The 22,975-nt window shown below is 63.9% G+C and carries 23 protein-coding genes; 6 read left to right on the plus strand and 17 right to left on the minus strand.

From position 1 onward, the window contains the following. Positions 1-13: 13 nt before the first annotated feature. From ACIQ67_RS08585 to ACIQ67_RS08600, 4 genes are all read left to right on the plus strand, one after another. Complete coding sequence (locus ACIQ67_RS08585) at positions 14-628, plus strand: class I SAM-dependent methyltransferase (RefSeq protein ID WP_397533950.1); 615 nt, start codon at positions 14-16, stop codon at positions 626-628. Positions 629-683: 55 nt separating this feature from the next. Then, positions 684-1,565 (plus strand): 4-hydroxy-tetrahydrodipicolinate synthase, encoded by an 882-nt coding sequence (gene dapA, locus ACIQ67_RS08590; protein ID WP_397533951.1) that lies wholly within the window; start codon positions 684-686, stop codon positions 1,563-1,565. An 80-nt stretch (positions 1,566-1,645) separates the two neighbouring features. Next, a complete protein-coding gene (gene bamC, locus ACIQ67_RS08595) occupies positions 1,646-2,839 on the plus strand; it encodes an outer membrane protein assembly factor BamC (protein WP_397533952.1) in 1,194 nt (397 codons plus the stop codon). A 114-nt stretch (positions 2,840-2,953) separates the two neighbouring features. Then, a complete protein-coding gene (locus tag ACIQ67_RS08600; RefSeq protein ID WP_397533953.1) occupies positions 2,954-3,742 on the plus strand; it encodes an MBL fold metallo-hydrolase in 789 nt (262 codons plus the stop codon). 102 nt (positions 3,743-3,844) lie between these two features. Here the strand turns inward: ACIQ67_RS08600 and ACIQ67_RS08605 are convergent, their stop codons facing one another. The 3 genes from ACIQ67_RS08605 to ACIQ67_RS08615 all read right to left on the minus strand — a co-directional run bounded on the left by ACIQ67_RS08605 (position 3,845) and on the right by ACIQ67_RS08615 (position 5,835). Beyond that, a complete protein-coding gene (locus tag ACIQ67_RS08605; protein WP_397533976.1) occupies positions 3,845-4,039 on the minus strand; it encodes a hypothetical protein in 195 nt (64 codons plus the stop codon). Positions 4,040-4,206: 167 nt separating this feature from the next. Further along, positions 4,207-4,701 carry a hypothetical protein gene (locus ACIQ67_RS08610; RefSeq protein WP_397533954.1) on the minus strand — a complete coding sequence of 165 codons (495 nt, stop codon included), beginning with the start codon at positions 4,699-4,701 and terminating at the stop codon, positions 4,207-4,209. Between the two features lie 15 nt (positions 4,702-4,716). After that, on the minus strand, positions 4,717-5,835 hold the full coding sequence (locus tag ACIQ67_RS08615) for a JmjC domain-containing protein (RefSeq protein WP_397533955.1): 1,119 nt from the start codon (positions 5,833-5,835) through the stop codon (positions 4,717-4,719). A 41-nt stretch (positions 5,836-5,876) separates the two neighbouring features. On the opposite strand from ACIQ67_RS08615, the gene ACIQ67_RS08620 reads away from it, so the two are divergent. Next, entirely contained in the window at positions 5,877-6,398 is a 522-nt protein-coding gene (locus ACIQ67_RS08620) for a peptidylprolyl isomerase (RefSeq protein ID WP_397533956.1), read from the plus strand. A gap of 22 nt (positions 6,399-6,420) precedes the next feature. Here the strand turns inward: ACIQ67_RS08620 and dut are convergent, their stop codons facing one another. Together dut and coaBC are read right to left on the minus strand one after the other, a co-directional pair. Further along, entirely contained in the window at positions 6,421-6,870 is a 450-nt protein-coding gene (gene dut, locus ACIQ67_RS08625) for a dUTP diphosphatase (RefSeq protein ID WP_397533957.1), read from the minus strand. Then, positions 6,867-8,084, minus strand: coding sequence for a bifunctional phosphopantothenoylcysteine decarboxylase/phosphopantothenate--cysteine ligase CoaBC (gene coaBC, locus ACIQ67_RS08630; protein ID WP_397533958.1), 1,218 nt, complete (start codon positions 8,082-8,084; stop codon positions 6,867-6,869). The genes dut and coaBC overlap by 4 nt, the downstream gene beginning before the upstream one ends. Before the next feature lie 82 nt (positions 8,085-8,166). On the opposite strand from coaBC, the gene ACIQ67_RS08635 reads away from it, so the two are divergent. Then, positions 8,167-8,910: a YoaK family protein gene (locus ACIQ67_RS08635; RefSeq protein ID WP_397533959.1), complete on the plus strand. Its 744-nt coding sequence runs from the start codon at positions 8,167-8,169 to the stop codon at positions 8,908-8,910. Here the strand turns inward: ACIQ67_RS08635 and trmB are convergent. The 12 genes from trmB to prsT form a co-directional block, all read right to left on the minus strand. Continuing rightward, positions 8,885-9,613, minus strand: coding sequence for a tRNA (guanosine(46)-N7)-methyltransferase TrmB (trmB, locus tag ACIQ67_RS08640; protein WP_397533960.1), 729 nt, complete (start codon positions 9,611-9,613; stop codon positions 8,885-8,887). The genes ACIQ67_RS08635 and trmB overlap by 26 nt on opposite strands. 35 nt (positions 9,614-9,648) lie before the next feature. Beyond that, positions 9,649-10,965 carry a thymidine phosphorylase gene (gene deoA / locus ACIQ67_RS08645; protein WP_397533961.1) on the minus strand — a complete coding sequence of 439 codons (1,317 nt, stop codon included), beginning with the start codon at positions 10,963-10,965 and terminating at the stop codon, positions 9,649-9,651. 4 nt (positions 10,966-10,969) lie between these two features. Further along, positions 10,970-11,734, minus strand: a complete 765-nt coding sequence (gene deoC, locus ACIQ67_RS08650; RefSeq protein WP_397533962.1) for a deoxyribose-phosphate aldolase — start codon at positions 11,732-11,734, stop codon at positions 10,970-10,972. Next, the gene (locus ACIQ67_RS08655) at positions 11,731-12,582 is read right to left on the minus strand and encodes a purine-nucleoside phosphorylase (RefSeq protein ID WP_397533963.1); all 852 of its coding nucleotides are present in this window, start codon (positions 12,580-12,582) and stop codon (positions 11,731-11,733) included. Before ACIQ67_RS08655 ends, deoC begins: the two co-directional genes overlap by 4 nt. 19 nt (positions 12,583-12,601) lie before the next feature. Then, complete coding sequence (cdd, locus tag ACIQ67_RS08660; protein WP_397533964.1) at positions 12,602-13,027, minus strand: cytidine deaminase; 426 nt, start codon at positions 13,025-13,027, stop codon at positions 12,602-12,604. A gap of 4 nt (positions 13,028-13,031) precedes the next feature. Beyond that, the gene (locus ACIQ67_RS08665; protein ID WP_397533965.1) at positions 13,032-14,006 is read right to left on the minus strand and encodes an ABC transporter permease; all 975 of its coding nucleotides are present in this window, start codon (positions 14,004-14,006) and stop codon (positions 13,032-13,034) included. Then, complete coding sequence (locus tag ACIQ67_RS08670) at positions 13,999-15,120, minus strand: ABC transporter permease (RefSeq protein ID WP_397533966.1); 1,122 nt, start codon at positions 15,118-15,120, stop codon at positions 13,999-14,001. The genes ACIQ67_RS08665 and ACIQ67_RS08670 overlap by 8 nt, the downstream gene beginning before the upstream one ends. After that, the gene (locus tag ACIQ67_RS08675; RefSeq protein WP_397533967.1) at positions 15,117-16,715 is read right to left on the minus strand and encodes an ABC transporter ATP-binding protein; all 1,599 of its coding nucleotides are present in this window, start codon (positions 16,713-16,715) and stop codon (positions 15,117-15,119) included. Before ACIQ67_RS08675 ends, ACIQ67_RS08670 begins: the two co-directional genes overlap by 4 nt. Before the next feature lie 82 nt (positions 16,716-16,797). Further along, positions 16,798-17,784, minus strand: coding sequence for a BMP family protein (locus tag ACIQ67_RS08680; protein ID WP_397533968.1), 987 nt, complete (start codon positions 17,782-17,784; stop codon positions 16,798-16,800). A 238-nt stretch (positions 17,785-18,022) separates the two neighbouring features. Beyond that, positions 18,023-18,706: a serine protease gene (locus ACIQ67_RS08685; protein ID WP_397533969.1), complete on the minus strand. Its 684-nt coding sequence runs from the start codon at positions 18,704-18,706 to the stop codon at positions 18,023-18,025. 77 nt (positions 18,707-18,783) lie between these two features. Then, the gene (locus ACIQ67_RS08690) at positions 18,784-20,094 is read right to left on the minus strand and encodes a GNAT family N-acetyltransferase (protein WP_397533970.1); all 1,311 of its coding nucleotides are present in this window, start codon (positions 20,092-20,094) and stop codon (positions 18,784-18,786) included. Positions 20,095-20,207: 113 nt separating this feature from the next. Next, a complete protein-coding gene (prsT, locus tag ACIQ67_RS08695; RefSeq protein ID WP_397533971.1) occupies positions 20,208-22,949 on the minus strand; it encodes an XrtA/PEP-CTERM system TPR-repeat protein PrsT in 2,742 nt (913 codons plus the stop codon). Positions 22,950-22,975 lie beyond the last annotated feature (26 nt).

Consider the following 22,975-nt stretch of genomic DNA (forward strand, 5'->3'; position numbering starts at 1 on the left):
GCAAGGAAGGCGCATGACCGAGAAGAAGGCCGTGGTGATCAACGCCGCCGCGGCGGCTGGCCCCCATGGCAGCGGCGCCCCCTCCCCCTGGCTGCTGCGCTGGACGCAGGCCATGGCGGCGGGCAAATCGGCGCTGGACCTGGCGTGCGGAGCAGGCCGCCATGCCCGTCTGCTGGCCGCGCGCGGCATGCAGGTCACTGCAGTCGACCGCGACATGCAGGCGCTGGCGGGACTGCGTGGCCTATGTGAGGTGGTGCAGGCCGATATTGAGGCCGGGCCCTGGCCCTTGCCCGGCCGGCAGTTCGACCTGGTGCTGGTCAGCAACTACCTGTGGCGCCCCTTGCTGCCCACCATCTGCGCCAGCGTGGCGCCAGGCGGATGGCTGATCTACGAGACCTTCGCCGCCGGTCAGCAGACCATCGGGCGGCCGTCCCGGGCTGAATTCCTTCTGGAACCGGGCGAATTGCTGAAGGCCTGCGAGGACTTGCGGGTGGTGGCTTTCGAGGACGGCTACGAGGGAGGCAATGAGGGAGGCAGCGGCCCCGTCAACCCGCGCTATGTGCAACGCGTTGCAGCGCTGCGCGCAACCCCGATGACCGGGGTTTACCAGCGATACCTGCTCGACTGACAGGCCCCCACTCCCGCCCTGAGTAGAATCAGACGATTACTAGGAATTGTTTTCCATGAAACCCATTGTTGGCAGCATCGTTGCGCTAGTGACGCCGATGCATGAAGACGGCAGCATCGATTACGAGGCCCTGCGCGGCCTGATCGACTGGCACATCGCCGAAGGCACGGACTGCATCGGCGTGGTCGGCACGACCGGCGAGTCGCCCACTGTCAGCATGGAAGAGAACCGCGAGGTGATCCGCGCCGCGGTCGAGCACGCCAAGGGCCGCGTGCCCATCATGGCCGGCACCGGCGCCAACTCCACCGCCGAAGCCATCGAACTGAGCCGCTATGCCAAGGCGGTCGGTGCCGACTGCACGCTGTCGGTCGTGCCCTACTACAACAAGCCCAGCCAGGAAGGCATCTACCAGCATTACAGGGCCATCGCGGAAGCCGTCGACATCCCGATGATGCTGTACAACGTGCCGGGCCGAACCGTGGCGGACATGCTGCCTGACACCGCCTTGCGCTGCGCCAGCCTGCCCGGCGTATTCGGCGTCAAGGAGGCCACCGGCAACATCGAGCGCGCGGCCTACCTGATCAAGCACGCGCCGCAGGGTTTCTCGATCTATTCCGGCGACGATGGCACCGCCATTGCCCTGATGCTGCTGGGCGGTCATGGCAATGTCAGCGTGACGGCCAATATCGCACCGCGCGCCATGCATGAACTCTGCAAGGCCGCGCTGGCCGGCAACGTGCGTGAAGCCACCCGCATCCACATGCAACTGTTGGGCTTGCACAAGCAACTGTTCTGCGAACCGAGCCCGGCCCCGGCCAAGTGGGCGCTGTCGCAACTGGGCCGTTGCAAACCCGATATGCGCCTGCCGATCACGCAGATGACGCCGGCTGGCCAAGCCGCCGTCAAACAGGCCATGCAGGAGGCCGGGCTGCTCTGAGAGCGGGCCTGTCTTTTTGCGTCTTTCATTCAGTTTCTTGACCCGGCACCGTCAAAATGGCCCGCCGCAGACCTTCGGAGATGTCCAGCGTGACCCGTTCCTCTACTACCGACCGCAAGCAGATCGCTGCGCGTCTTGCCGGCGTGGCCCTGTTGGCCTCCCTTGGTGCCTGCAGCTCCGTCGAAGGCTTGCTCGGCTCGGACAAGGTCGACTACCGCAGCGGCGCGCGCCAGACCCAGGGTCTTGAAGTCCCGCCCGACCTGACGCAACTGGCGCGCGACAGCCGCAGCCAGGTGCAGGGCGGTGCGGTCAGTGCCGCCGCCCTTCAGCAACAACAGCAGGCCGGTGCAACAGGTGTGCGCCCCTCTGCAGCGGGGACAGCGCAAGTGGCGCTGAGCTCAGCTGGCGAAGTACGCCTGGAGCGCTCAGGTGAAGTGCGCTGGCTGCGCAGCAGCCAGTCACCCGAACAGGTCTGGACGCAGGTTCGCGCCTTCTGGCAGGAGCGTGGTTTCGAGATCACCAAGGAGCAGCAAGAGCTCGGCGTGATGGAGACCAACTGGGCTGAAAACCGCGCCAAACTGCCCCAGGACTTCATCCGCAGCGCCATTGGCCGCGTGCTGGACTCGGTCTACTCGACCGGCGAGCGCGACATGTACCGCACCCGCATCGAACGTGTCGCCAGCGGTGGCACGGACATCTTCATCTCGCACCGCGGCATGCAAGAGGTCTACAGCAACAACCAGCGTGACCAGACGGCCTGGCAGCCGCGCGCGGCTGACCCGATGCTTGAAGGCGAGATGCTGTCGCGCCTGATGCTCAAGCTTGGCGGCAAGGCCGATGCGCCCGCTGCAACAGCGGTTGCAAGCACGCCGGCACCGGCGAAGACTGGCCTGCCTCCCGGCCCGCAGATGCGCAGCAGCCGCGCCCTCAGCGATGTGCCGGACAGCCTGCAGATGAATGAAGGTTTCGAGCGCGCCTGGCGCCGCGTCGGCCAGTCGCTTGACCGCCATGGCTTCACGATCGAAGACCGCGATCGCAACCAGGGCCTGTTCTATCTGCGCTATGCCGACCCGAACCAGGCCGGCAAGGAAGAGCCCAACTTCTTCCAGCGCCTGTTCAAGGGCGAGCAAGCTCAGACCGCCAAGCGTTATCGCATCTCGGTGAAATCGGAAGGCGAACGCAGCACCATCAGCGTGCTCGACGACAAGGGCCAACAGCAGACCACCGAGATCGCCAAGCGAATCCTGAACTTGCTGATGGACGATCTGCGCTGATCCAGCGCTGAATGCCTGGAACGACGCCGCCATTTGCAGGGCCAGCCCTGTGGAGGGCGGCGTTTAACTTTTCCAGAAGAGCCAGATCCGGCATTGCACACGCCTTGAAGCCCCATGCGCTTTTGCAGTTTAGGCAGCGGTAGCGGCGGCAATGCCACGGCCATCGAAGCGAGCCAGGGCATAACAAGCACCTGCGTGCTGATCGACTGCGGCTTCAGTGAGCGCGAACTGAAGCGTCGCCTCGCTCGCGCCGGTCTTGTCCCGGAGGATTTACAGGCCCTGTTCATCACCCATGAGCATGGCGACCACGTGGGCTGCGCACTCGCACTGAGCCAGCGTTACCGCATTCCCTTGTGGACCAGTCGCGGTACCTGGCGGGCCATCGCATCAACGCGCAACGCCGCAGCATTCGATCAAGCGCTGCTCCACCTGTGCCGCAACGGCGATCTGCTCGAGTTGGGCGACCTGCAACTGCAGCCCTTTGCCGTACCCCACGACGCGAACGAGCCGCTGCAACTGCGCGCCAGTGACGGGCAGCGCCGGTTCGGGCTACTGACCGATACCGGCAGCAGCACGCCGGCCTTGATTGCGGAACTGCAGGGCTGTAATGCGATGCTGCTGGAGTGCAACCATGACGAGGACATGCTGCGCGCCGGCCGCTATCCACCGTCCCTGAAACGGCGCATCCTCGGCTCGCATGGGCATCTCTCCAACGCGGCCGCAGCGCAGATCCTGGCAGACTGCCAGCACGCGGGCTTGAAGCGAGTCGCCGCAGCCCATCTGAGCGAACAGAACAACACGCCAGCACTCGCCGCCTTGGCGCTGGCCAGCGCACTGGGTGCCGCACCTGAGGATATCCTCGTCGCGAGCCAAGCTGAGGGCCTGGCCTGGCAATCTGTCTAGCGAGGCGGCTGTATCCAGTGAAACAGGCCAAAGTTCAGGCCCAGAAATGACAAAAGCCGCTTGGCCTGAGCCAAGCGGCTTTCGAAGCAGTCGGCGAACCGATTACTTGCTGGCAGCGTCCGAAGCAGCGGCAGCAGGTGCCGAAGCGACAGCAGCCGGAGCCGATGCGGCTTCCGAAGCAGCAGGAGCGGGAGCAGCAGCAGGAGCCGGAGCAGCAGGAGCAGCTTCTTCCTTCTTGCCGCAAGCAGACAGGGCAACAGCAGCCAGCAGGGAAGCCAACAGGATCGACTTTTTCATACTTGTCCTCGAATCGTTGAGACGACGATTAATTACCGGTAATTTTTGAAGCCACACAGCAGTTCAGCACTGCACAAACACCGCGGACCTCAGCAGAACAAGACGCAAAAGGCCTCGAGCGCCCCTTACATCTAGCCAACTATTCTAACCTCAACTCGGGAAAATCCTTACAACCCAAGTGTGCTCGCTGCAAACGATTCCGTAGCACGTTGCTCAATCGCATCAAACCATTCCCGCGTGCCGATCAAGTCAGCCGTTTGAACGCTGCACACCGCCCGCCAAGCCCTTGAATCCAACAGTTTCAGGCTGAACAAACCAGGTGCGAGCATGGCTGCTAATGGACCACCTGCCGGGAGCTCATCAGGCGCAAACTGGCGCGCCAAGAGCACGTGATCAAAACGCTGCCGCCACTGGACGAAGCGCGGATGGCGGCTGCGGAGGGTGTCGAACTGAGCCGCGAGAAGATGCAGGCGCCTGTGCGGAAGCGCCCACCGCGTCAGCGCGTCCAGCACGGCAGGGTCGGACAAGGGCCACTGGCTGAAGTCGGCATCCATCCAGCAGAACTCGCGGCAGCCACGCTCAGCAGCGACGCTGATGCCCTTGGTCAACGCGTCCACAAAGTCCGCTCGGGACGTCACCAGACCTTCGGGCAACTCACTCATCTAGGACTCCTGCGATCAAGCCAGCACGTGCAGCCAACCGTCCTCGACCCATTGGCTCAGCAACTCCCGCGCGCCCACCGACAGACGGCCGACGTCTTTTGCGCCGAGTTCCCGAGCGTCAGCCAGACTGCGCATCAGGCGAGCATCCCGGCCGCTAGCTCGGAAAGACTCGCCGTTGAGAAACACATGCGCCGGGTCGTACATCATGCGGCTGCGATCATCCAGACGCACGGCACAGCCAGGGGCCAACTCCCCTCCCGCGTCAAACCAGACCTTGGGCTTGGGCTCGGTCAATGCCTCGCCGAGAGCGCGCTCCAACGCAAGCGGCTCCCTGACGGCCCGGTCGATGGCGTCACGGGCAAAACTCAGCAAGGCAGGCGGAATTTCGCCAGGATGCGCGGTCGCCGCCTGGGCCGGATCGGCGTAGATGCGATTGTTGTAGGCGCGAGACTCATCATCCATCAAGCGGGGCAGCAACTCGCGCGCCAACTCGGCGCGCCACGGCGTGCGGAAACCGACCGAGCAGGTCATGCATTCACCGATGGCAAGGCCGTCATGCGCCCAACCAGGCGGCAGATACAGCATGTCGCCCGGCTCCAGCACGTACTCCTGCTCGGGCTTGAAGTTGGCAATCAGCTTGACCGGCACATCATCGCGCAGCACGGCGTCTTTCTGCGCGCCGATGCGCCAGCGGCGCTTGCCATGCACCTGGATCAGGAACACGTCGTAGGAGTCGAAATGCGGCCCCACACCACCGCCGTCAGTCGCATAGGAAATCATCAGGTCGTCCAGACGCGCCTCGGGCACGAAGCGGAACTGGCTCAACATGGCATGCGCGGCAGGCAGATGGAGATCCAGCCCTTGCACCAACAAGGTCCAGTTCGGCTTGTTCCACGCCGGCAGCTTTGCCACCGGGCCGTGCCGCAAGGTCCAACGCCCATCGAAAGAGCTGATCAGGCGTGACTCGACGTCCGCATTGGCGGCCAGTTCCGCCAGCTCGCGCCGCGTGGCTGGCGGCTGCACGCCGGGCATGGCCTGGCGCACCAGCAGAGGCTTCTTCTGCCAATGGCGGCGCATGAACTGGGCGGGGCTCAGGCCTCCGAGCAAGGGGGTCGCGGTCGAGATATTATCCATGCCGGAATTGTCACCGCGTGGCGGTGTGAAACAATCCGACCATGCAAATTTCTGCCCCATGTGTCGTCTCCCTCAGCTGGAGACTCGAAGATGCCCAGGGCCAGTTGATCGACGAACTGGCCGAGCCGATGGAGTTTTTCTACGGCGGCGACGATCTGTTCGCGCGCGTCGAGCAAGAGTTGGCAGGCCAGGAAATCGGCTTCGAGGCCAGCCTGGCGCTGCAGCCTGATGAGGCTTTCGGCGACTACGACTCGAAACTCGTGTGCTTTGAGAAACGAGCGTCCTTGCCCGATGCCGTCAGCGAAGGCATGCAGTTTGAAGGTCTACCAGAAGGCGCCCGCAGCGAAGGCATGCCGGCAGACATCGTCTACACGGTCACTGAGGTCTACCCCGAGCATGTTGTGCTCGATGGCAACCATCCGCTGGCCGGCATCGGCCTGCGCATGCACCTGAAGGTGCGCGACGTGCGGGAAGCCACCGAAGAGGAAGTGCAGGCTGGCAGCGTCGGCGAAGCTGTTTTCAGCGTGGTCAATGGCGCGCCGCCGGACGCGCAGATTCACTGAACCGAGCCGGCCCGAGGCTCAGTCAGCCCTTGCCGGTTGAACCGAACCCGCCTTCGCCTCGCTGCGTCGCGTCGAACTCCTCGACGCGACGGAATGTGGCCTGCACCACCGGCACCAGCACCAGCTGGGCGATGCGCTCCATCGGCTCGATCACGAATGCGGTCTGGCCACGATTCCAGCAGCTGACCATCAGCTGGCCCTGGTAGTCGGAATCGATCAGGCCGACCAGGTTGCCGAGTACGATGCCGTGCTTGTGACCCAGGCCAGAGCGCGGCAGGATGACCGCAGCCAGGCCGGGGTTGCCGATGTGGATGGCAATGCCCGTCGGGATCAGGCGGGTCTGACCGGGCTCCAGCGTGAGTGCCGAATCCAGGCAGGCACGCAAGTCCAAGCCAGCCGAACCGGGCGTTGCGTACGCGGGGAGTTGCTCGGCCATGCGGGCATCGAGCACTTTCAGGTCAACAGTCGTCATCGTTTTTCAGTCAGTCGGTCAGCGATTTCGCGCACCAGATCGCGCGCAAGACTCAGCTTGTCGTTGTGCGGCAACTCGCGCTCACCCTGCGCATCCACCAGCAGCAAGGCGTTATCGTCGCGTCCAAAGGTCGCCGGGCCCAGGTTGCCGACGATCAGCGGCACCTTCTTGCGCTCGAGTTTTTCGCGCGCATGCCGGGCCAGATCCTGGCTCTCGGCGGCGAAGCCCACGCAATAAGGCCCGTCGGGCAGAACCGCCACGGCTGCGAGGATGTCGGGGTTCTCGGTCAGTTCGAAGACCGGCGACACCTTCTTGCCGTCCTTCTTGATTTTGTGCGCATTCGTCTGCGCCGGCCGCCAGTCGGCCACCGCCGCAGTGGCGACGAAGATCTGATGCGAGGTGGCCAGCGGCAGCACCGTGTCATGCATCTGCTGCGCCGTCTGCACATCGATGCGTCGCACACCGGCCGGCGTCGGCAGATGGACGGGACCGGCCACCAGGGTCACCGAGGCCCCGGCCTCAGCGGCCGCACGGGCAATCGCGAAACCCATCTTGCCGCTGGACAGATTGGTGATGCCGCGCACCGGGTCGATCGGCTCGAAGGTCGGCCCCGCCGTAATCAGCACCGTCTTGCCGGCCAGCAGCTTGGGCTGGAAGAAGGCAATCAGTGCGTCGCGCAGCTCCTCGGCTTCCAGCATGCGGCCGTCACCGGTCTCGCCGCAGGCTTGCTCGCCATGGCCAGGGCCTAGCACCCTAGCACCGTCGGCCTGGATCTGCAGCACATTGCGCTGCGTGGCCGGGTGCAGCCACATCTCGCGGTTCATCGCGGGCGCCACCAGCAGCGGGCAGCGCTCGGTCGGGCGCGCCAGTGCGGTGAGGCTCAGCAGATCGTCCGCCCGCCCCTGCGCCAGCTTGGCAATGAAGTCGGCGCTGGCCGGCGCGATAAGCATCACATCCGCTTCGCGGCTGAGGTTGATGTGGGCCATATTGTTGGCCTCGCGCGCGTCCCATTGGTCGGTGTAGACGCTGCGCCCCGACAAGGCTTGTAGGGTTACCGGCGTGATGAAGGCCTGCGCGGCCTCGCTCATCACGACCTGCACCGTGGCGCCGGCCTTCACGAGCAGGCGCACCAGCTCGGCACTCTTGTAGCAGGCGATGCCGCCCGAGAGGCCCAGCAGCACATGCTTGCCAGCGAGTTGCTTCGATTCAGACATGGCGCGCACTCTATCAGGCCCCAGCCATGCCGCTGCGCCTGCGCGGCAAGGCAAACGCGATCGCGAGGCTTATGCTTGCGCGATGCCTGTCGACTACCTTGCCGAGCTCACAGCCCCAGAACGCAGCGCCCGTGCCAATCTGCATCTCGGCATCGGCCTCGCATCGATCGCGGGCGCCTTGAATGCCGGTGGCTTCCTGGCGGTCGGGCAGTACACCTCGCACATGACTGGCATGGTCTCGGCTGCAGCAGATCATCTGGCGCTCGCCCAGCTCTCACTGGCGCTGGGTGCTTGCATGGCGGTCGTGGCCTTTCTGCTCGGTGCAGCGAGCACGGCCTTGCTTGTCAATTTCAGCCGGCGGCATCGGCCTGCCTGGGCCTACGCGCCCACGCTGTTGCTGGAGGCGGCCTTGCTGCTTGTTTTCGGCCTTGTTGGCAGCGCAATGCTGCCGCACCAGATTGAGCGCGTGTCGCTCACCGCCTTGCTGCTTTGCTATGTGATGGGTCTGCAGAATGCGCTGATCACCAAGATCTCAAACGCCGAGATCCGCACTACCCATGTGACGGGTCTGCTGACCGACCTGGGGCTGGAACTGGGCAAGCTGCTCTACTGGAACCGCAGCTACAGCGGCGCGGCGCCCAAGGTCGAGGCCAATCGGCGCAAGCTCAAGATCCACGCCAGTCTGGTGCTCGCCTTCTTCATCGGCGGACTGGGCGGCGCGCTCGGCTTCAAGCACGCCGGCTTCATTTCCACCGTGCCAATGGCGCTGGCGCTGATCGTGCTGGCCGTGGCCAGCCTGATCAAGGCGCCGGCTGACGCCGCCTGAACACCAGGTCCCAGACGCCGTGGCCCAGCTTGAGGCCGCGGTTTTCGAACTTGGTCAGCGGCCGGTAGGCCGGCTTCTCGGCAAAGCCGGCGGCGCTGTTTTCCAGTTGCGGCTCGGCCGACAGTACCTCCAGCATCTGCTGGGCATAAGGTTCCCAGTCGGTGGCGCAATGCAGATAGCCGCCGGGACGGATGTGCTGCACCAGCTTGGCGACAAAGTCGGGCTGGATCAGCCGGCGCTTGTTGTGGCGCTTCTTGTGCCAGGGGTCGGGAAAGAAGATGTGCACGCCAGCCAGCGAGCCGGGCGCGATCATCTGCTCCAGCACCTCGACGGCATCGTGCTGGAAGATACGGATATTGCTCAGCTGCTGCTCATCGATCAGCTTGAGCAGTGCGCCAACGCCGGGCTCATGCACCTCGCAGCCGATGAAATCGTGGTCGGGCAGCGTCTTGGCGATCTGCGCCGTGGCGCCGCCCATGCCGAAACCAATCTCCAGCACCAAGGGCGCCTCACGGCCGAAGACCTCGGCCGGGTTCAAGCGCTCGGGCTTGAAGGGCAGCACATAGCGTGGCCCCAGCTCCGCAAGCGCCTTGATCTGCCCCGTACCCATGCGGCCGGCGCGCACCACGAAGCTCTTGATGGCGCGGCGCGGCGGGCTATCGGGCATCAGCGCCTGATCGGGAGAGTCGGGGGTGTCGGACATGGGGCGGGCTTCGTGGCAACAACAGGGGCGGCAGTCTAGCCGACCGTGGCCTGCAACAGGGCGGGCGCCGTCCAGGCGCCTGAGGCATCGCCGATCTCGCAGGCGGCCTGCAAGGCCGCCACCGCGCGCTCTGCAGCCGCCGCGTCGGCCGCATGCACCATGGCCAGCGGCTCACCGGCAGCAAGAACATCGCCAAGCTGGCGCATCGCGCTGAAACCGACACGGTGATCAATCGCATCGCCCGGCTGGCGGCGACCGCCGCCAAGCTCAACGATGATCAAGCCCACGTCACGGGTCTTCATGGCCGCCAAGCGGCCAGCGCGCAGCGCCGGCACCGGCAGCACGACCGGTGCGGCAGCCAGATAGGCAGCGGGCCGCTCCATCAGATCGCTCGGCCCGCCCAGCGCCACCACCATCTGAGCAAAGCGCTCAGCTGCCGCACCGCTGTCGAGCGCGACCTGCAACTTGGCCCGAGCCTGCACCTCATCTGCCGCCAGGCCGCCGATGATCAGCATTTGCGCGCCCAGTGCCAGCGTCAGCTCGTGCGTGCGTGCTTCGCGGGCATCGCCGCGCAGATAGTCGATCGCACCCAGCAGCTCAAGGCTGTTGCCCACCTCGTGGCCCAGCACCTGGTTCATGTCAGTGACCAGCGCACGGGTCTTGAGGCCGGCTCCTGCCGCCACCGCCACGATGCTCTCAGCCAGCTGGCGCGCCATCTCCGGCGTGTCGGCAAAGGCACCGTTGCCGCACTTGATATCCATCGCCAGGCCTTGCAGTCCGCTGGCCAGCTTCTTGGACAGAATGCTGGCGGTGATCAGTGGCACGCTCTCGACCGTGGCGGTGACATCGCGGATGGCGTAGAGCCGCTTGTCGGCCGGCGCCAGATCAGGCGTCTGGCCGATGATGGCGCAGCCCAGCGTGCGCACGATGCGGTCGAACTCTTGCGCCGCCGGCATGGTGCGATAGCCGGGAATCGCCTCCAGCTTGTCCACCGTGCCGCCTGTATGGCCGAGGCCGCGCCCGGCGATCATCGGCACATAGCCGCCACAGGCCGCCACCAGAGGTGCCAGCATCAGGCTGATCTTGTCGCCCACGCCGCCGCTTGAATGCTTGTCAAGCACCGGACCAGGCATATCGGGCCAGGCCAGCACGCGGCCCGAATGCATCATCGCGCGCGTCAGCGCCACCGCCTCGTCACGGCCCATGCCGCGCAGGAATACGGCCATCGCCAGCGCGGCAATCTGGCCCTCGCTCCAGCTGCCGTCGACCAGGCCGCGGACGAAGCTGTCAATCTGCGCCGCGTCGAGCGCATGGCCGTCGCGCTTGGCGCGAATCACTTCCTGGGCCAGCATCTTCTCAGTACCCCTGCGACGCCAGCGGCGCAGCAGTGCCACCCAGCACCGCCTCGATGTCGTTCAGCAAGCCGCTGGCGCCGAAGCGCAGGCGACGCGGATTTAGCGACGCCACGCCGAGCTTGTCCGCCGCCAGCTCCAGGTAGATCTGTGCATCCGCGACGCTGCGGATTCCGCCGGAGGCCTTGAAGCCGGCGGCCCCCATGCCGCTGGCTGCGATCTCGTTGAGCATCACGCGCGCCGCCTCAGGCGTCGCCGAAACAGGCGTCTTGCCTGTGCTGGTCTTGATGAAATCTGCGCCAGCCACCAGGGCCAGGCGGGTTGCATCGGCGATCAGCTCCGGCGACTTCAGCTCGCCGCTCTCGATGATGACCTTGAGTGTGAGCGGCCGGCTGGCGTGGCGGACCTCGGCCAGGAACTCGGCGACCTCGCTGTGCTGGCCTTGCAGCAAAGCGCGGTACGGCAGCACCACATCAATCTCGTCTGCGCCGGCTGCCGCGATCGCGGCGACATCTGCCAAGGCCTGCTGCATGTTCAGCTCTCCCGCCGGAAAGTTGGCCACCGCCGCCACCTTGATCTCGGCCGGCAGCGCCGCCCGCGCCTGCGCCACAAAACGCGGCCAGACGCAGACCGCGGCAACGCGGCCATGCAGGCCTTGCGCGCGCTGGCACAGGGCTTCGATATCGGCGGCACTGTCGCCGTCGTTCAGGCTGGTCAGGTCCAGGCACTGCAAGGCCAGCCGCGCGGCGTCCTGTCGAGTCATGGTCATGCGTCGCTCTTCAGCGAAGCCAGCCCGGCCATGCCGGACACCACATCAGCCAGGAACTGCGCGGCGCGCGAACCCGAGGCCTCGGCCTGTTGCAACGTCAGCGCATGGGTCAAAGCCTCGGCCGACAGCCCGGCCGCCATATTCGTCATCAGCGCCAGGCCCATCACGCGCAGGCCGCAATGGCGCGCCAGGATGGTCTCAGGCACGGTGCTCATGCCCACGGCGTCGGCACCCCAGGCGGAGAACATGCGAATCTCGGCCGGAGTCTCGAACTGCGGCCCCAGGGCCCAGACATAGGTTCCCTCGCCAAGCATGACGTTCTGTGCCTGCGCGATCGCCTTGGCATGGCTGCGCAACTCGGCATCGTAGGCACAGCTCATGTCGACGAAGCGCTCGCTGCCCAGCTCGCCCACCAGGGGTGATCGCTGCGGCGCGTTGATGTGGTCGGCGATCAGCATCAGGCTGCCGGGCGGCATCTGGCTGCGCAGCGAGCCCGAGGCATTGGTCTGCAGCAGAACCTTGCAGCCCCAGCGCTTGAGGCTTCGCAGGGCGCCGGCCATGCCGGTGCATTCGCCGCTTTCATAGGTATGCGCGCGGCCGCGCAGCATCACGACACGCTGCTCGCCGATGCGACCGACGACGATTTCGCTGACATGGCCTTCGACCTTGGGCTTGGGGAAAGCCGGCAGCTCGGCATAGGCCAGTGATTGCGCGTCCTCAACCTTCTGCACAGCGCCGGCCCAGCCGGAACCCAGCACCACGGCCACTTCCGGGGCGCTGCCGAAAAGCGACTGCAACTTGGCAACCGTGGCTTGAATCAGGGGTTCGAGAGTCTTGTTGTCGATCATGGGAATACTTCCTTGGGCCTCAGGGCTTGTTCAGATGCTCGGGGCCGAAACTGAAGGGCAGCAGCTCTTCCAGGGTCCAGTGCTGACGGATGCCGCCGGGATCGGCGGCGATGATGAGCAGGTCGGCTGCGCCGAATTCGCGCAGCTTCTGGCGGCAGCCTCCACAGGGCGTGATGATGTCAGGCCCAGGCCCGCTGACTAGCACGGCGCGGGCGCGCCGCCCGCCAGCCATCACCATGGCGCCCAGTGCCGTCGCTTCGGCACACCAGCCTTGCGGATAGGCGGCATTCTCGATATTGGCGCCAACATGGACGCGGCCTTCGTCATCCAGGATCGCGGCGCCGACGGCGTAGTTCGAATAGGGTGAGTGCGAATGCGCGCGCGCGCCCAGCGAGGCGGTGAGCAGGCGCTGCTGCAGATCAAGGGGCAGGTCTTGCCACGACATGCTGTCAGCGCTCCTTGATATAGGGCCGGCCCAGGGCCTTGGGTGCCATGGCCTGGCCGATGAAACCGGCAAGCAGCACCACCGTCAGGACATAGGGCAAGGCCTGGATGGCCTGCACCGGGACTTCGCCGCCGCCCAGTGCCGCCGGAAGCATGGCGCCTTGCATGCGAATCGCAACCGCATCGAGAAAGCCGAACAGCAGGCAGGCGAACATGGTGGGCACCGGCTTCCACTTGCCGAAGATCATCGCAGCCAGCGCGATAAAGCCGCGACCGGCGGTCATGTTCGGCGAAAAGGAAGCGTTCTGGGCCAGCGTCAGGTAGGCGCCGGCGAGTCCGCACAACATGCCGTTCATCATCAATGCGGCATAGCGCAGCCGTGGCACCGAGACACCAGCGGCGTCCACCATGGCCGGGTTCTCGCCCACGGCGCGCAGACGCAGACCGGGTCGAGTGCGCTCCAGGAAGAACCAGACCAGCAGGACCAGGGCGAATGCCAGATAGACGAGCACGTTGTGGCTGAGCAGGCCGTGGCCAATCACCGACTCAAACCAGCTGCCCGCCGCAGGCTCAGCCCAGCTTGAGCTCAGGCCGGTGAGCCGGACGTCAGGCTTGATGGGCGGCGTCTGCCCGCCTTGGGCGAACCAGGCAATGCCGAGAACCACCGTCAGGCCGGCGGCCACCATGTTCAGCGCCACGCCGGTGACCACCTGATCGCCGCGGTGTGTGACACAGGCGAAGCCATGCATCATCGACAACGCCACGGCCACGGCCACCGCAGCCACCAGGCCCAAGCCTGTCGAATGCGTCGCGGCCCCCGCCGCCGCTGCCGCGAACGCAGCGAACAACATCTTGCCCTCAAGGCCGATGTCGATCACGCCGGCGCGCTCGCTCAACATGCCGGCCAATGCGCAAAGCAGCAACGGTGTGGTGACGCGCAGCGTGGAAGCCAGCACTGAACCGATCATGACTTCATCCATGGCTGGACTCCGCACGCTTGGCGAACAGGCGGTAAAGGCGAGCAAACAGCGGCACACTGACCATCGCCATGGCACCGGCAAAGAGGACGATCAGACCCTGCACGGTCACCACCATCTCGCGGCTGAAACCGGGAATCTCGAAGGCCACCTCGACTCCGCCCTGGTAGAGCAGGCCGAACAGCAGCGCTGCGAGCACGATGCCTACCGGATGATTGCGCCCCATCAGGGACACCGCGATACCGGTGAATCCAGCGCCGGCGACAAAGTCCAGCGTCAGCTTGCCTTGCACGCCGGAAATCTCATTGACCGCCACCATGCCAGCCAGAGCACCGGAGAGCCCCATGGCAACGAGTACTTGCAGCCTGGGGCGGATACCGGCGTAATGCGCAGCCTTCGGTGCGCTGCCCACCGCTCTCAGCGCGTAGCCGGCGCGGCTCTTCCAAAGGAACCACCAGACGAACACGCAGGCCAGCAGGGCCAGCAGCAGACTCAGGTTGAGTGGCGACGAAGGCATGTCGAAGCCCAGCGACTGCGCAATGCCATGCAGACTGGGCATGCGGGAGGACTCACTGAAGCTCGCGCTCTCAACGGCCATGCTGCCCTTGGGCCGCAGCACGTTGACCAGCAGGTAGACGTTCAGGCTGGCCGCCAGGAAGTTAAACATGATGGTGGTGATGACGATATGGCTGCCGCGCCAGGCTTGCAGGTAAGCCGGGATCAATGCCCACAAGGCACCGAACAGCGCGGCCGACAAGACCAGCAGCGGCAACAGCAGCGGCGCCGGCAAGCTGGCGCCCAAGGCCAAGGCGAGTAGTGCCACGCCCAGACCGCCGAAGGTGGCCTGCCCTTCTCCACCGATATTGAACAGCCCGCCATGGAAGGCGACGGCGACCGCCAGACCCGTGAAGATGAAGGTGGTGGCGTAGTACAGCGTGTACCCGATGCCACGAGCACTGCCCAGGGCGCCCTGCATCAGCACGGCGAGCGCATGCGAGGGGCTCTGCCCGATGGCCAGCACCACCAGACCGGCCACCGCCAGAGCAATGGCGAGATTCCAAAGCGGCAGCACGCCCAAGTCGATCCAGCGCGGCAATTGATGTGCCTGTTGACTCATCGTTCGGACACTCCCATGTCTTCTTCGCTCCGGTTCATGGGTGCCTGGGCCGCCATCAACAAGCCCAGTGTCTTCTCATTGCATTGGTCGATGTTCAGCTCACCGGTGATACGTCCGCTGTTCATCACGATGACGCGGTCAGCCAGCGCCAGGATTTCGTCGAGTTCGCTGCTCACCAGCAGCACGGCACAACCCGCATCGCGCAGCGCACGCAACTGACCATGGATGAACTCGATGGCACCGATATCCACGCCACGCGTAGGCTGCCCCACCAGCAGCACCGCGGGGGCCTGAGCGATTTCACGAGCCAGGATCAACTTCTGCTGGTTGCCGCCAGAAAATTTCGACGAACCCAGCAGCGCGTTGCGCGGCCGCACGTCGAAGCGCTCCATCATCTCCGCCGTCTGCTCGCGAAGATGCGATTGCCGCATCCCCAATCCCAAGGGCGCAGCGCGGTACTGCGCTTGATCCTGGTAGCCCAGCGCTGCGGTCTCCCACGCTGGAAAGCTCATCACCATGCCGCACACCTGCCTGTCTTCGGGCACATGCGCCAGCTTGAGCGCACGGGCACGCGACGGGTCCAGCCATTCGTCAGCGCTGAATTCGGCATCGCCCAAGAGAAGTCGGCCGGCACTTGGCACGGCCATGCCGGCCAACACTTCGAGCAACTCACTTTGTCCGTTGCCTGACACACCGGCGACGCCAACAATCTCGCCTGCATGCAAGCGCAGCTCGACATCGGACAGCAGGGCTACGCCCTGCTTGCTGCGCAGGCTGATCCCCCGGCCGTGCAGGCGCAGCGACTCGCCGATCGGCGCCGCGCCGCTGATGCGTCCCAGATTGACCTTGCGGCCCACCATGGCCTCGGCCAGGCCTTCCTCACTGGTCTGACTGATGGCGCAGCTGTGGACCACCTGCCCTGAGCGCATCACGGTCACCTCATCGCACAAGGCCATCACTTCCTTGAGCTTGTGCGTGATGAGAATGATGGTCGTCCCTCGCGCCCTGAGGCGGCGCAGGGTTTCAAAGAGCTGCTGAGTTTCTTGCGGCGTCAGAACTGCCGTCGGCTCGTCCAGGATCAGCAGCTTGGCGCCGCGGTAGAGCGCCTTGAGGATCTCCAGGCGCTGCAGCTCGCCCACCGGCAGATCGGCCACCTTGGCATCCAGGCTGACATGCAGACCGGTTTCGAGCATCAAGGTCTCGAGCTGAGCCTTGACCTGCCGCTTGGCGCGCGTCAGAAAGAAGCCTGGCTCGGCGCCGAGCATGACGTTATCCAGGCAAGACAAGGTGTCAACCAGCATGAAGTGCTGATGAACCATGCCGATGCCCATCGCAATGGCCTGCTCCGAGTTGGGGATCGCCACTTCGCGCCCCGCCATCTCGATATGCCCAGCATCGGCCTGGTAGTAGCCATACAGAATGGCCATCAGGGTGCTTTTGCCAGCGCCGTTCTCGCCAACCAGGCCATGCACGGTTGCGGGCGCCACCGCGAAGCTGACGTCGCGGTTCGCCTGCACCGCACCGAAACGCTTGCTAATGCCGCACAGGCGCACCGCTGGGGTTTCGGTGCTCGCGGCCGGGTTCGTTGCTGTCATGCCTAGGCTTGCTGGGGACACAGAAATGACTGAGGGCAGCAGCCCCGGTGCTTCCGGCGGCCCTGCCCTCAGATGTGTTCGCTCAATACTTGCAGGCGTTGTCTGCCATGAAGTCTGCAACCTTGATCTTGCCAGCGATGATGTCGGCCTTGTAGGCGTCAGCCTTGGCCTTGATCGCTGGTGTCACCAGCTTGGCGTTGTGCTGATCCATCGCGAAGTCGACACCGCCTTCCTTCAGGCCCAGCGCGCTCATGCCAGGCTTGTAGCTCTTCAGCACGTTGTACACAGCGACGTCGACCCGCTTGACCATCGAGGTCAGCATGGTGCCGGGCTGCATGTGGTTCTGGTTGCTGTCGACGCCGATGGCCAGCTTGCCGGCGTCCTTGGCCGCCTGGTAGACACCTGCACCGGTTCCACCCGCTGCTGCAAAAATGACATCGACGCCCTTGGAGAACTGGGCCTTGGCCAGCTCACCGCCGCGGGTAGGGTCGTTCCAGGCACTTGCGGTCGTGCCTGTCATGTTTGCCGACACCTCGGCCTTGGGATTGGCGGCCTTCGCGCCTTGTTCGAATCCGCACTGGAACTTGCGGATCAAGGGGATGTCCATGCCACCGATGAAGCCCACCTTGCCGCTCTTGCTGGCCAGCGATGCCATCGCGCCAACCAGGAAACTGCCTTCATGCTCCTTGAACACGACAGACTGCACGTTCGGCTGATTCACCACCATGTCGATGATGGCAAAGTTCGATTTCGGGAACTCCTTGGCCACCTGGTCCAAGGCTGAACCCTGAGCAAAACCGATGGAGATGATGGGGTTGGCGCCCCGCTCCGCCATGCGACGGATCGCTTGGACGCGCTGGGTGTCATTGCTGATCTCAAACTCGAGATAGTTCTTGCCTGTCTCCTGCTTCCAGCGCTCGATGCCGCGGTAGGCCGCTTCATTGAAGGACTTGTCGAACTTGCCGCCCATGTCGTAGATGATGGCTGGCTGGGCCAGCGCTGTGGCTGCCGCGCCGAACAGGGCAGCCGCGACTGCGGCTTTGGCGAATTTGGTGATAGCAAGCGTCATGGCGTACCCATCAAGGCTGGTTAGGACTGAGATGTGAAGTCGGCTTGCAGCGCCCGGCCCAGGGGGGCCAGAGGCTGCACAGCGCATTGTAGGAAGCCGCAGTGTAATGTCTGGCTATGGAAAACGCTAAACGTTTGCGCCCCAGTGTTTATGCGGGTATTGCCAAGCTGGCCGCACTCCAGCGCAAGCCTGTGTGCATGGCGCGTTGATGGGCTGCAAAGCCCGGTAGCGCGTCTGCTCAGGGCTTGAGCAGACGATTGACGGCCGAGCTCGGGATGGCGTAGCTGATGCCGCTGGGGTGGCTCAGCGCCGACTCTTTGCTGCCCTTGACCAGCACCATATTGATGACCCCGACAACACGTCCGGTGTCGACGTCGAGAACCGGCCCACCGCTGTTGCCTGGATACGCGGTGCCGTCCAGCTGAAGCACATCGAAAGTGCCTTCCCGCAGACGCCGGATCGACGCGTCATTTAACCCCTGCGCTCCAGCCTGAGGCTGGGCGATTGGAACGATCGACGAAATCATGCCGCGGTGCGTGACCGGTGCGAATCCGAGTGCGTTGCCGATGGGAAAACCCATGAAAGCGACCTGCAAACCCTCGCGGACCTCCTCGTCATTGGCAAGCATCAGCGCGGGCGCCGCCGGCCCGTCAAACCTCAGAAGCGCCAAGTCACGGGTGCGGTCAACGGTGAGCACCGAACAGGACCTCATGCTCCACTGCCCACGGCTCACCGGAATCTGAACGACAACGCGCCGGCCAGAGCCATCCAGGCGAGCCGGCGGCGGCAGAACATGCGCGTTGGTCACGACCAGATTGCCGTCTCCCACCACGAAGCCCGTGCCGCTGAAGCCGAACCGAGGGCTGTCCGTCTCGCCAAAGGTACCCACCAGCACGACCGAAGGCTTGCTGCGCTCGATCAAGCGTACGTAGTCTGCAGCGTGGACTTGGCCGCATAGCCCCGCCCCTGCTACCCCGGCGACAAGGAGCGCCCTGCGCCTCATCGGGACAGATCCGATGCCGTCAAGCCGGTCTCCAGTGCGGCCACGCATTCACGCCAGACTCGATCGGGTTCATCCAGGCGGAAGCCGATGAAGCTGCGCCCGTCGCTGTCCTTGCGGCGCACAGCGGTTGCATGGACATGCGCGCGCTCTGCTTCACCGAGCGCAATGACAGCCTCCCCCACCGACCCCACCGGCAATTCATGCTGACACTCAGCCTGAAATCCCAGCAAGGAGATCTCGATCACTTGAAGCTTGATGATTTGCTGGCCGTTTGCAATGTTGACCGACATCTCGCCAGGGCAACGAATCGAGTGCCTTTGATGCTGCCGAAGCGGGTGCTGGGCCGCTCCTGCGCCGACTTCGCTGCTTGCAGCGCTCAGCATGGGCAAGACCCTGCGGTATTCAACCATGCTGTAGATCGACCACAACAGGGCCTTCTTTCGATCGTCCAACTCCGAGAAACGCTGGGTGCGCTGATTGAAGAAATGGTCAAGCAATGAGGGTGTCATGACCGCGTCGTTGGTCGTGAAGTAGCGCCTCTTTGGAACGTTGATGTTCTCCAGTCGCGTCTGGAAGAAATACTTGTGCAGGTTCTTGCGAGCCCGCTTTCCTTTGTAGCCCGCCTTGAATACTTCAGAGGCGTGTTTCAAGTCAAGCGTGGCGCCGACGGCAGGAGCGCCGTTGGCGAAGTCATAGTTGTCGACCGTCCGCTCCTGCAAACGTTGAAAGAACAGCAGCGCCTCGTACAACTCAATACGGTCGGGGTTGACCGCAATTACCAGATGCCGCGTGTCAAAGTACTCGGTGCAGTACTCATGCATGAACTTCATCAGCGGAAACAGGATCGCTCCGCCTGTCTTGCGGAAATCCGGGTGCACAGCCAAGGCCGAGATCTCGGCGATGTTTCCACCCTTGGCTCTCACATGTTCCAGATCAAAGACCGACTGCAAAGGGAAACCGAACACGCCCTCGCGAATCATTGAAATCGTGCCCACAACCCGCCCGTCGTAGAGGGCACACAAGGTCGTCGTGGTCGGCAGTGCGTGGTAATCCGTTACGCGCAGACCGGAAGGGTCGGGCTTCATGAAACCGCTGCCGACATAGGCGTCATGAAGGATGCGAAAACAATCCTCCAGCTCCGCCTGCGTTTCAGCGATCTTGAGTTGCAGGCGCAGATCCGGTGCCGGGTCGCAATCCACCATGGATCGGTAAAAGCGATGCCGAACCGACCGCGGGAGATGCGCGAAAAGATCGCGCAGCCACTGATGGAATCGCTTCTTGAAACTTGAGCGCCGAATCTGGGTCATACCTCGTCTGCGTTATGAACTCCATACACCTAGCAAGAACTGCGAGCGTCGGAGCACTGCCTCAGGCTAGCAGAGGCAACGCAATGTAACAAGCTGCTGCTGCAAGCCTATCGTCAAAGCTTCGCCTGCAGACGTTTGACCTCTTCCTGACGAGGGAACTTATCGCCCAGTGCCGCCAACTGTTTGAGCTCCTCGGCCGCTTCGGCTTTCTTGCCTGCACGAACATAGAGCTCGGCAAGATGAAGGCGATGCGGATGGAATTCAGGCGCAAGCGTGACGGCTTCGCGCTGCAACGCAAGAGCCTTGTCCATCTGCCCGCTCGTCGCCAGGATTTCTGCCAGGGTATCCATAAAGGCTGGACTCTTCGGGCGGAGCTCGTTAGCGCGCTGCGCAAGCTCAAGCGCACCGGGCTTGCCAGCTTTATGCAGCAACCACGCAGTGTTGTTAGCTGCTACCGGATGATTGGGCTGCAGCTTCAACACCGTTTGATAGCGTGCCAGAGCAGCCGTCGTGTCGCCTTGGGCAAGCGCCTGATCGGCCAAGTAGAAGACGAAAGCAGGGTCTTTGGGATTCCGGGCAATCCACTGCGCCTCATGCTTCTTCGCCTCATCGGCCTTACCACTCGACAGCAGCGCCATGTGAATTTTCATGGCCAGCGCACTGTCATTTTCTATGTCCAAGCCCTTCCGGTAGGCCTGGACCGCCGCATCCCACTTTTTGTCGGCGTACTCAAAATCACCTTCCAGCGTGAAAGGTGCCGCCGACTTGGGGAACTGCGCTTTCATGGTGCGCAACACCGCCCTGACCTCAGTGGGCTTGCCCGCTTCGCGCAGGACGGTGATCAGCATGCCGTACGGCTGCTGCACATCAGGCTTCAGGGCGATCACGCGCCTCAATGTCTGCGCGGCACCGTCATAGTCCTTGCGTGAGAACTGCAACTCGGACAAGCGCACAAGCGGCGTCGCCGAGTCTGGCTGGAGTGAGACCGCCTTGTTTGCAGCAATCAACGCCTGGTTGAAGTCACCTGCAGCAGCTTGCGCTTGACTCAAGGCGCTGAGGATATCCACGTTGTCAGGCACGGCGGCAACGGCATCCTGGGCACTCGCAAGCGCCTGCTTCACATCTTTCTGTTCAAGCTTAAGCTGTATCTGCGCCAAGCGGAGCTGGGGCGCCTGTGGGTTCTGCTTGATCGCCTTGCTCAGACGCTCCAGCAGCTCTTCGGGCTTCGCTCCCATGTCCTTGCGCAGTCCGATCAAGGCCATTTGAGCCTGCACATTCTGCGGCGCCTTGTCGATGACAGCCTCGAACCGGCGTACTGCGTCCTCGGGCTTCTTTGCGGCGATATCCAGCGCAGCCAGCGAAGCAAGCGCAGGCATGTAGGCCGGAGACACCTTCAGCGCAGCGTCGAAACCCTCGCGGGCTTTGGCGGTGTTACCACGCAGCAGCTCGATCCGCCCACGCAAAGCGGCTGCGGTCGGCTGGCCTGCTTGCTTGCGCTCGACCGCGTCAACTGCCTTCAGTGCCTGGTCAAAGTCCTTCTTGCGCACCAAGGTGCTGATGAGGGCCATATCGGCCAGCACGCTCTCGTCTGACACAGCGATGGCGCGCAACTCCTCCAGCCCCTGTTCACTCTGGCCCTTGCCGATGTTAGCCATGGCCAGCGCAGTGCGGCTGCGTGAATCCTTGGGATTCAGCTTGACGGCCTGGGCAAAGTAGGTTTCGGCCAGCTTGGCGTCGCCCTGCTGCAGCGCCGCTTCTGCCAGTATTGAAAGGGCTTGGGGATTGGGTTCCTTGCCTTCGACAAGGTCGTGAAGCGTTGCCTGGGCCTTCTTCGGCTCGCCGCTGCGCAGGTAGGTGCGGGCAAGCGTCAACTTGGCAGGCAGGGAGTTCGGCGCTGCCTGAAGGGCCTGGCGAAGATAGGTCTCGGCTTGCACCAACTCATTGCGCCGGTAGGCCACAGCGCCTGCGATTTGCAGGGCATTGGGATTCTTTGGGGTCAGCTTCAGCAGGGCCTGTGCCTGCTCATTGGCCGCCGCCAGGTCGTTTCGCTGCAGTGCCAAGCGTGTGGCGAAGTAGCGAACCTGTGGCAGGTTCGGCGCAATCGCCTGCATCTTCTTCAATGCGTCCTGAGCCGCTTCGTTGTCCGCCTTGGACAAGCTCAGCAGAAAGATCCCAGACAGCGCACCGATGCTCTTGGGGTCGTGTTTCAGTGCTTCGCGATAGGCGCTGAGAGCCTCCTCAGGGCGATTCAGCCCGCCGCCCAGAAGGTCGCCCTTCAATTGCCAGCCCTGGCTAAATTCTGGCTTCTTCGTCAGGACCGCATCCAATGTCGCCAAGGCTTCTTCAACACGACCTTGCGATGCGCGCAGTCGAACGTCCAGCAGCTGCGCCTGCGAGGAGCTGGGGTCGGCCTTCAGCGCAGCATCCAGACTCTCGCGGCCCTTGTCTGTCTTGCCCGTCGCCAGATAGGCGCCAGCAAGGGTGAGCTTCAGATCAGCCGCTTGCTTGGGATCGCTCAGCGCGGTCTGCGCGTACTCGGCCAGAACCTTCTCAGGCTGGCCCTGCAGCAGCAGAATCCTGGCAAGCAAGGGGGTGAGTTGCTGACTGTCGTAATTGAGCTCTTTGGCTTTACCCAGCTCGATAGCGGCACCATTGACATCGCCCCCGTCAAGCAGCAGCTTGCCCAGCAGGAAGCGAGCCTCTGCAGACGATGCATTCTTCTGCAGCGCGTTCTTGAGTTGAATGACAGCAGCCTTGCTGTCGTTCTTTGCTATGTGCGACTTGGCCGACGCAATCAGCGACTCTGGTGAGTCACCAAAACAGCCCGCCAGTACCGCAGACAAGCCGACGGCCAAGATCAAGCCAGCACGTTGATTCGAAC

The sequence above is a fragment of the Roseateles sp. genome, from assembly GCF_044373315.1.
GTDB lineage: Bacteria > Pseudomonadota > Gammaproteobacteria > Burkholderiales > Burkholderiaceae_C > JACDQM01.

What these genes read in the sequence shown, in the direction of transcription:
- ACIQ67_RS08670 (WP_397533966.1), bottom strand. Translation starts at nt 15,120, where the DNA reads ATGAGTCAACAGGCACATCAATTGCCGCGCTGGATCGACTTGGGCGTG.
- trmB (WP_397533960.1), bottom strand. Translation starts at nt 9,613, where the DNA reads ATGTCCGACACCCCCGACTCTCCCGATCAGGCGCTGATGCCCGATAGC.
- dut (WP_397533957.1), bottom strand. Translation starts at nt 6,870, where the DNA reads ATGACGACTGTTGACCTGAAAGTGCTCGATGCCCGCATGGCCGAGCAA.
- dapA (WP_397533951.1), top strand. Translation starts at nt 684, where the DNA reads ATGAAACCCATTGTTGGCAGCATCGTTGCGCTAGTGACGCCGATGCAT.
- bamC (WP_397533952.1), top strand. Translation starts at nt 1,646, where the DNA reads ATGTCCAGCGTGACCCGTTCCTCTACTACCGACCGCAAGCAGATCGCT.
- ACIQ67_RS08585 (WP_397533950.1), top strand. Translation starts at nt 14, where the DNA reads ATGACCGAGAAGAAGGCCGTGGTGATCAACGCCGCCGCGGCGGCTGGC.
- ACIQ67_RS08600 (WP_397533953.1), top strand. Translation starts at nt 2,954, where the DNA reads ATGCGCTTTTGCAGTTTAGGCAGCGGTAGCGGCGGCAATGCCACGGCC.
- cdd (WP_397533964.1), bottom strand. Translation starts at nt 13,027, where the DNA reads ATGTCGTGGCAAGACCTGCCCCTTGATCTGCAGCAGCGCCTGCTCACC.
- ACIQ67_RS08675 (WP_397533967.1), bottom strand. Translation starts at nt 16,715, where the DNA reads ATGACAGCAACGAACCCGGCCGCGAGCACCGAAACCCCAGCGGTGCGC.
- coaBC (WP_397533958.1), bottom strand. Translation starts at nt 8,084, where the DNA reads ATGTCTGAATCGAAGCAACTCGCTGGCAAGCATGTGCTGCTGGGCCTC.
- ACIQ67_RS08680 (WP_397533968.1), bottom strand. Translation starts at nt 17,784, where the DNA reads ATGACGCTTGCTATCACCAAATTCGCCAAAGCCGCAGTCGCGGCTGCC.
- deoC (WP_397533962.1), bottom strand. Translation starts at nt 11,734, where the DNA reads ATGACCATGACTCGACAGGACGCCGCGCGGCTGGCCTTGCAGTGCCTG.
- ACIQ67_RS08620 (WP_397533956.1), top strand. Translation starts at nt 5,877, where the DNA reads ATGCAAATTTCTGCCCCATGTGTCGTCTCCCTCAGCTGGAGACTCGAA.
- ACIQ67_RS08665 (WP_397533965.1), bottom strand. Translation starts at nt 14,006, where the DNA reads ATGGATGAAGTCATGATCGGTTCAGTGCTGGCTTCCACGCTGCGCGTC.
- ACIQ67_RS08690 (WP_397533970.1), bottom strand. Translation starts at nt 20,094, where the DNA reads ATGACCCAGATTCGGCGCTCAAGTTTCAAGAAGCGATTCCATCAGTGG.
- deoA (WP_397533961.1), bottom strand. Translation starts at nt 10,965, where the DNA reads ATGCTGGCCCAGGAAGTGATTCGCGCCAAGCGCGACGGCCATGCGCTC.
- ACIQ67_RS08605 (WP_397533976.1), bottom strand. Translation starts at nt 4,039, where the DNA reads ATGAAAAAGTCGATCCTGTTGGCTTCCCTGCTGGCTGCTGTTGCCCTG.
- ACIQ67_RS08635 (WP_397533959.1), top strand. Translation starts at nt 8,167, where the DNA reads ATGCCTGTCGACTACCTTGCCGAGCTCACAGCCCCAGAACGCAGCGCC.
- ACIQ67_RS08615 (WP_397533955.1), bottom strand. Translation starts at nt 5,835, where the DNA reads ATGGATAATATCTCGACCGCGACCCCCTTGCTCGGAGGCCTGAGCCCC.
- ACIQ67_RS08655 (WP_397533963.1), bottom strand. Translation starts at nt 12,582, where the DNA reads ATGATCGACAACAAGACTCTCGAACCCCTGATTCAAGCCACGGTTGCC.
- ACIQ67_RS08610 (WP_397533954.1), bottom strand. Translation starts at nt 4,701, where the DNA reads ATGAGTGAGTTGCCCGAAGGTCTGGTGACGTCCCGAGCGGACTTTGTG.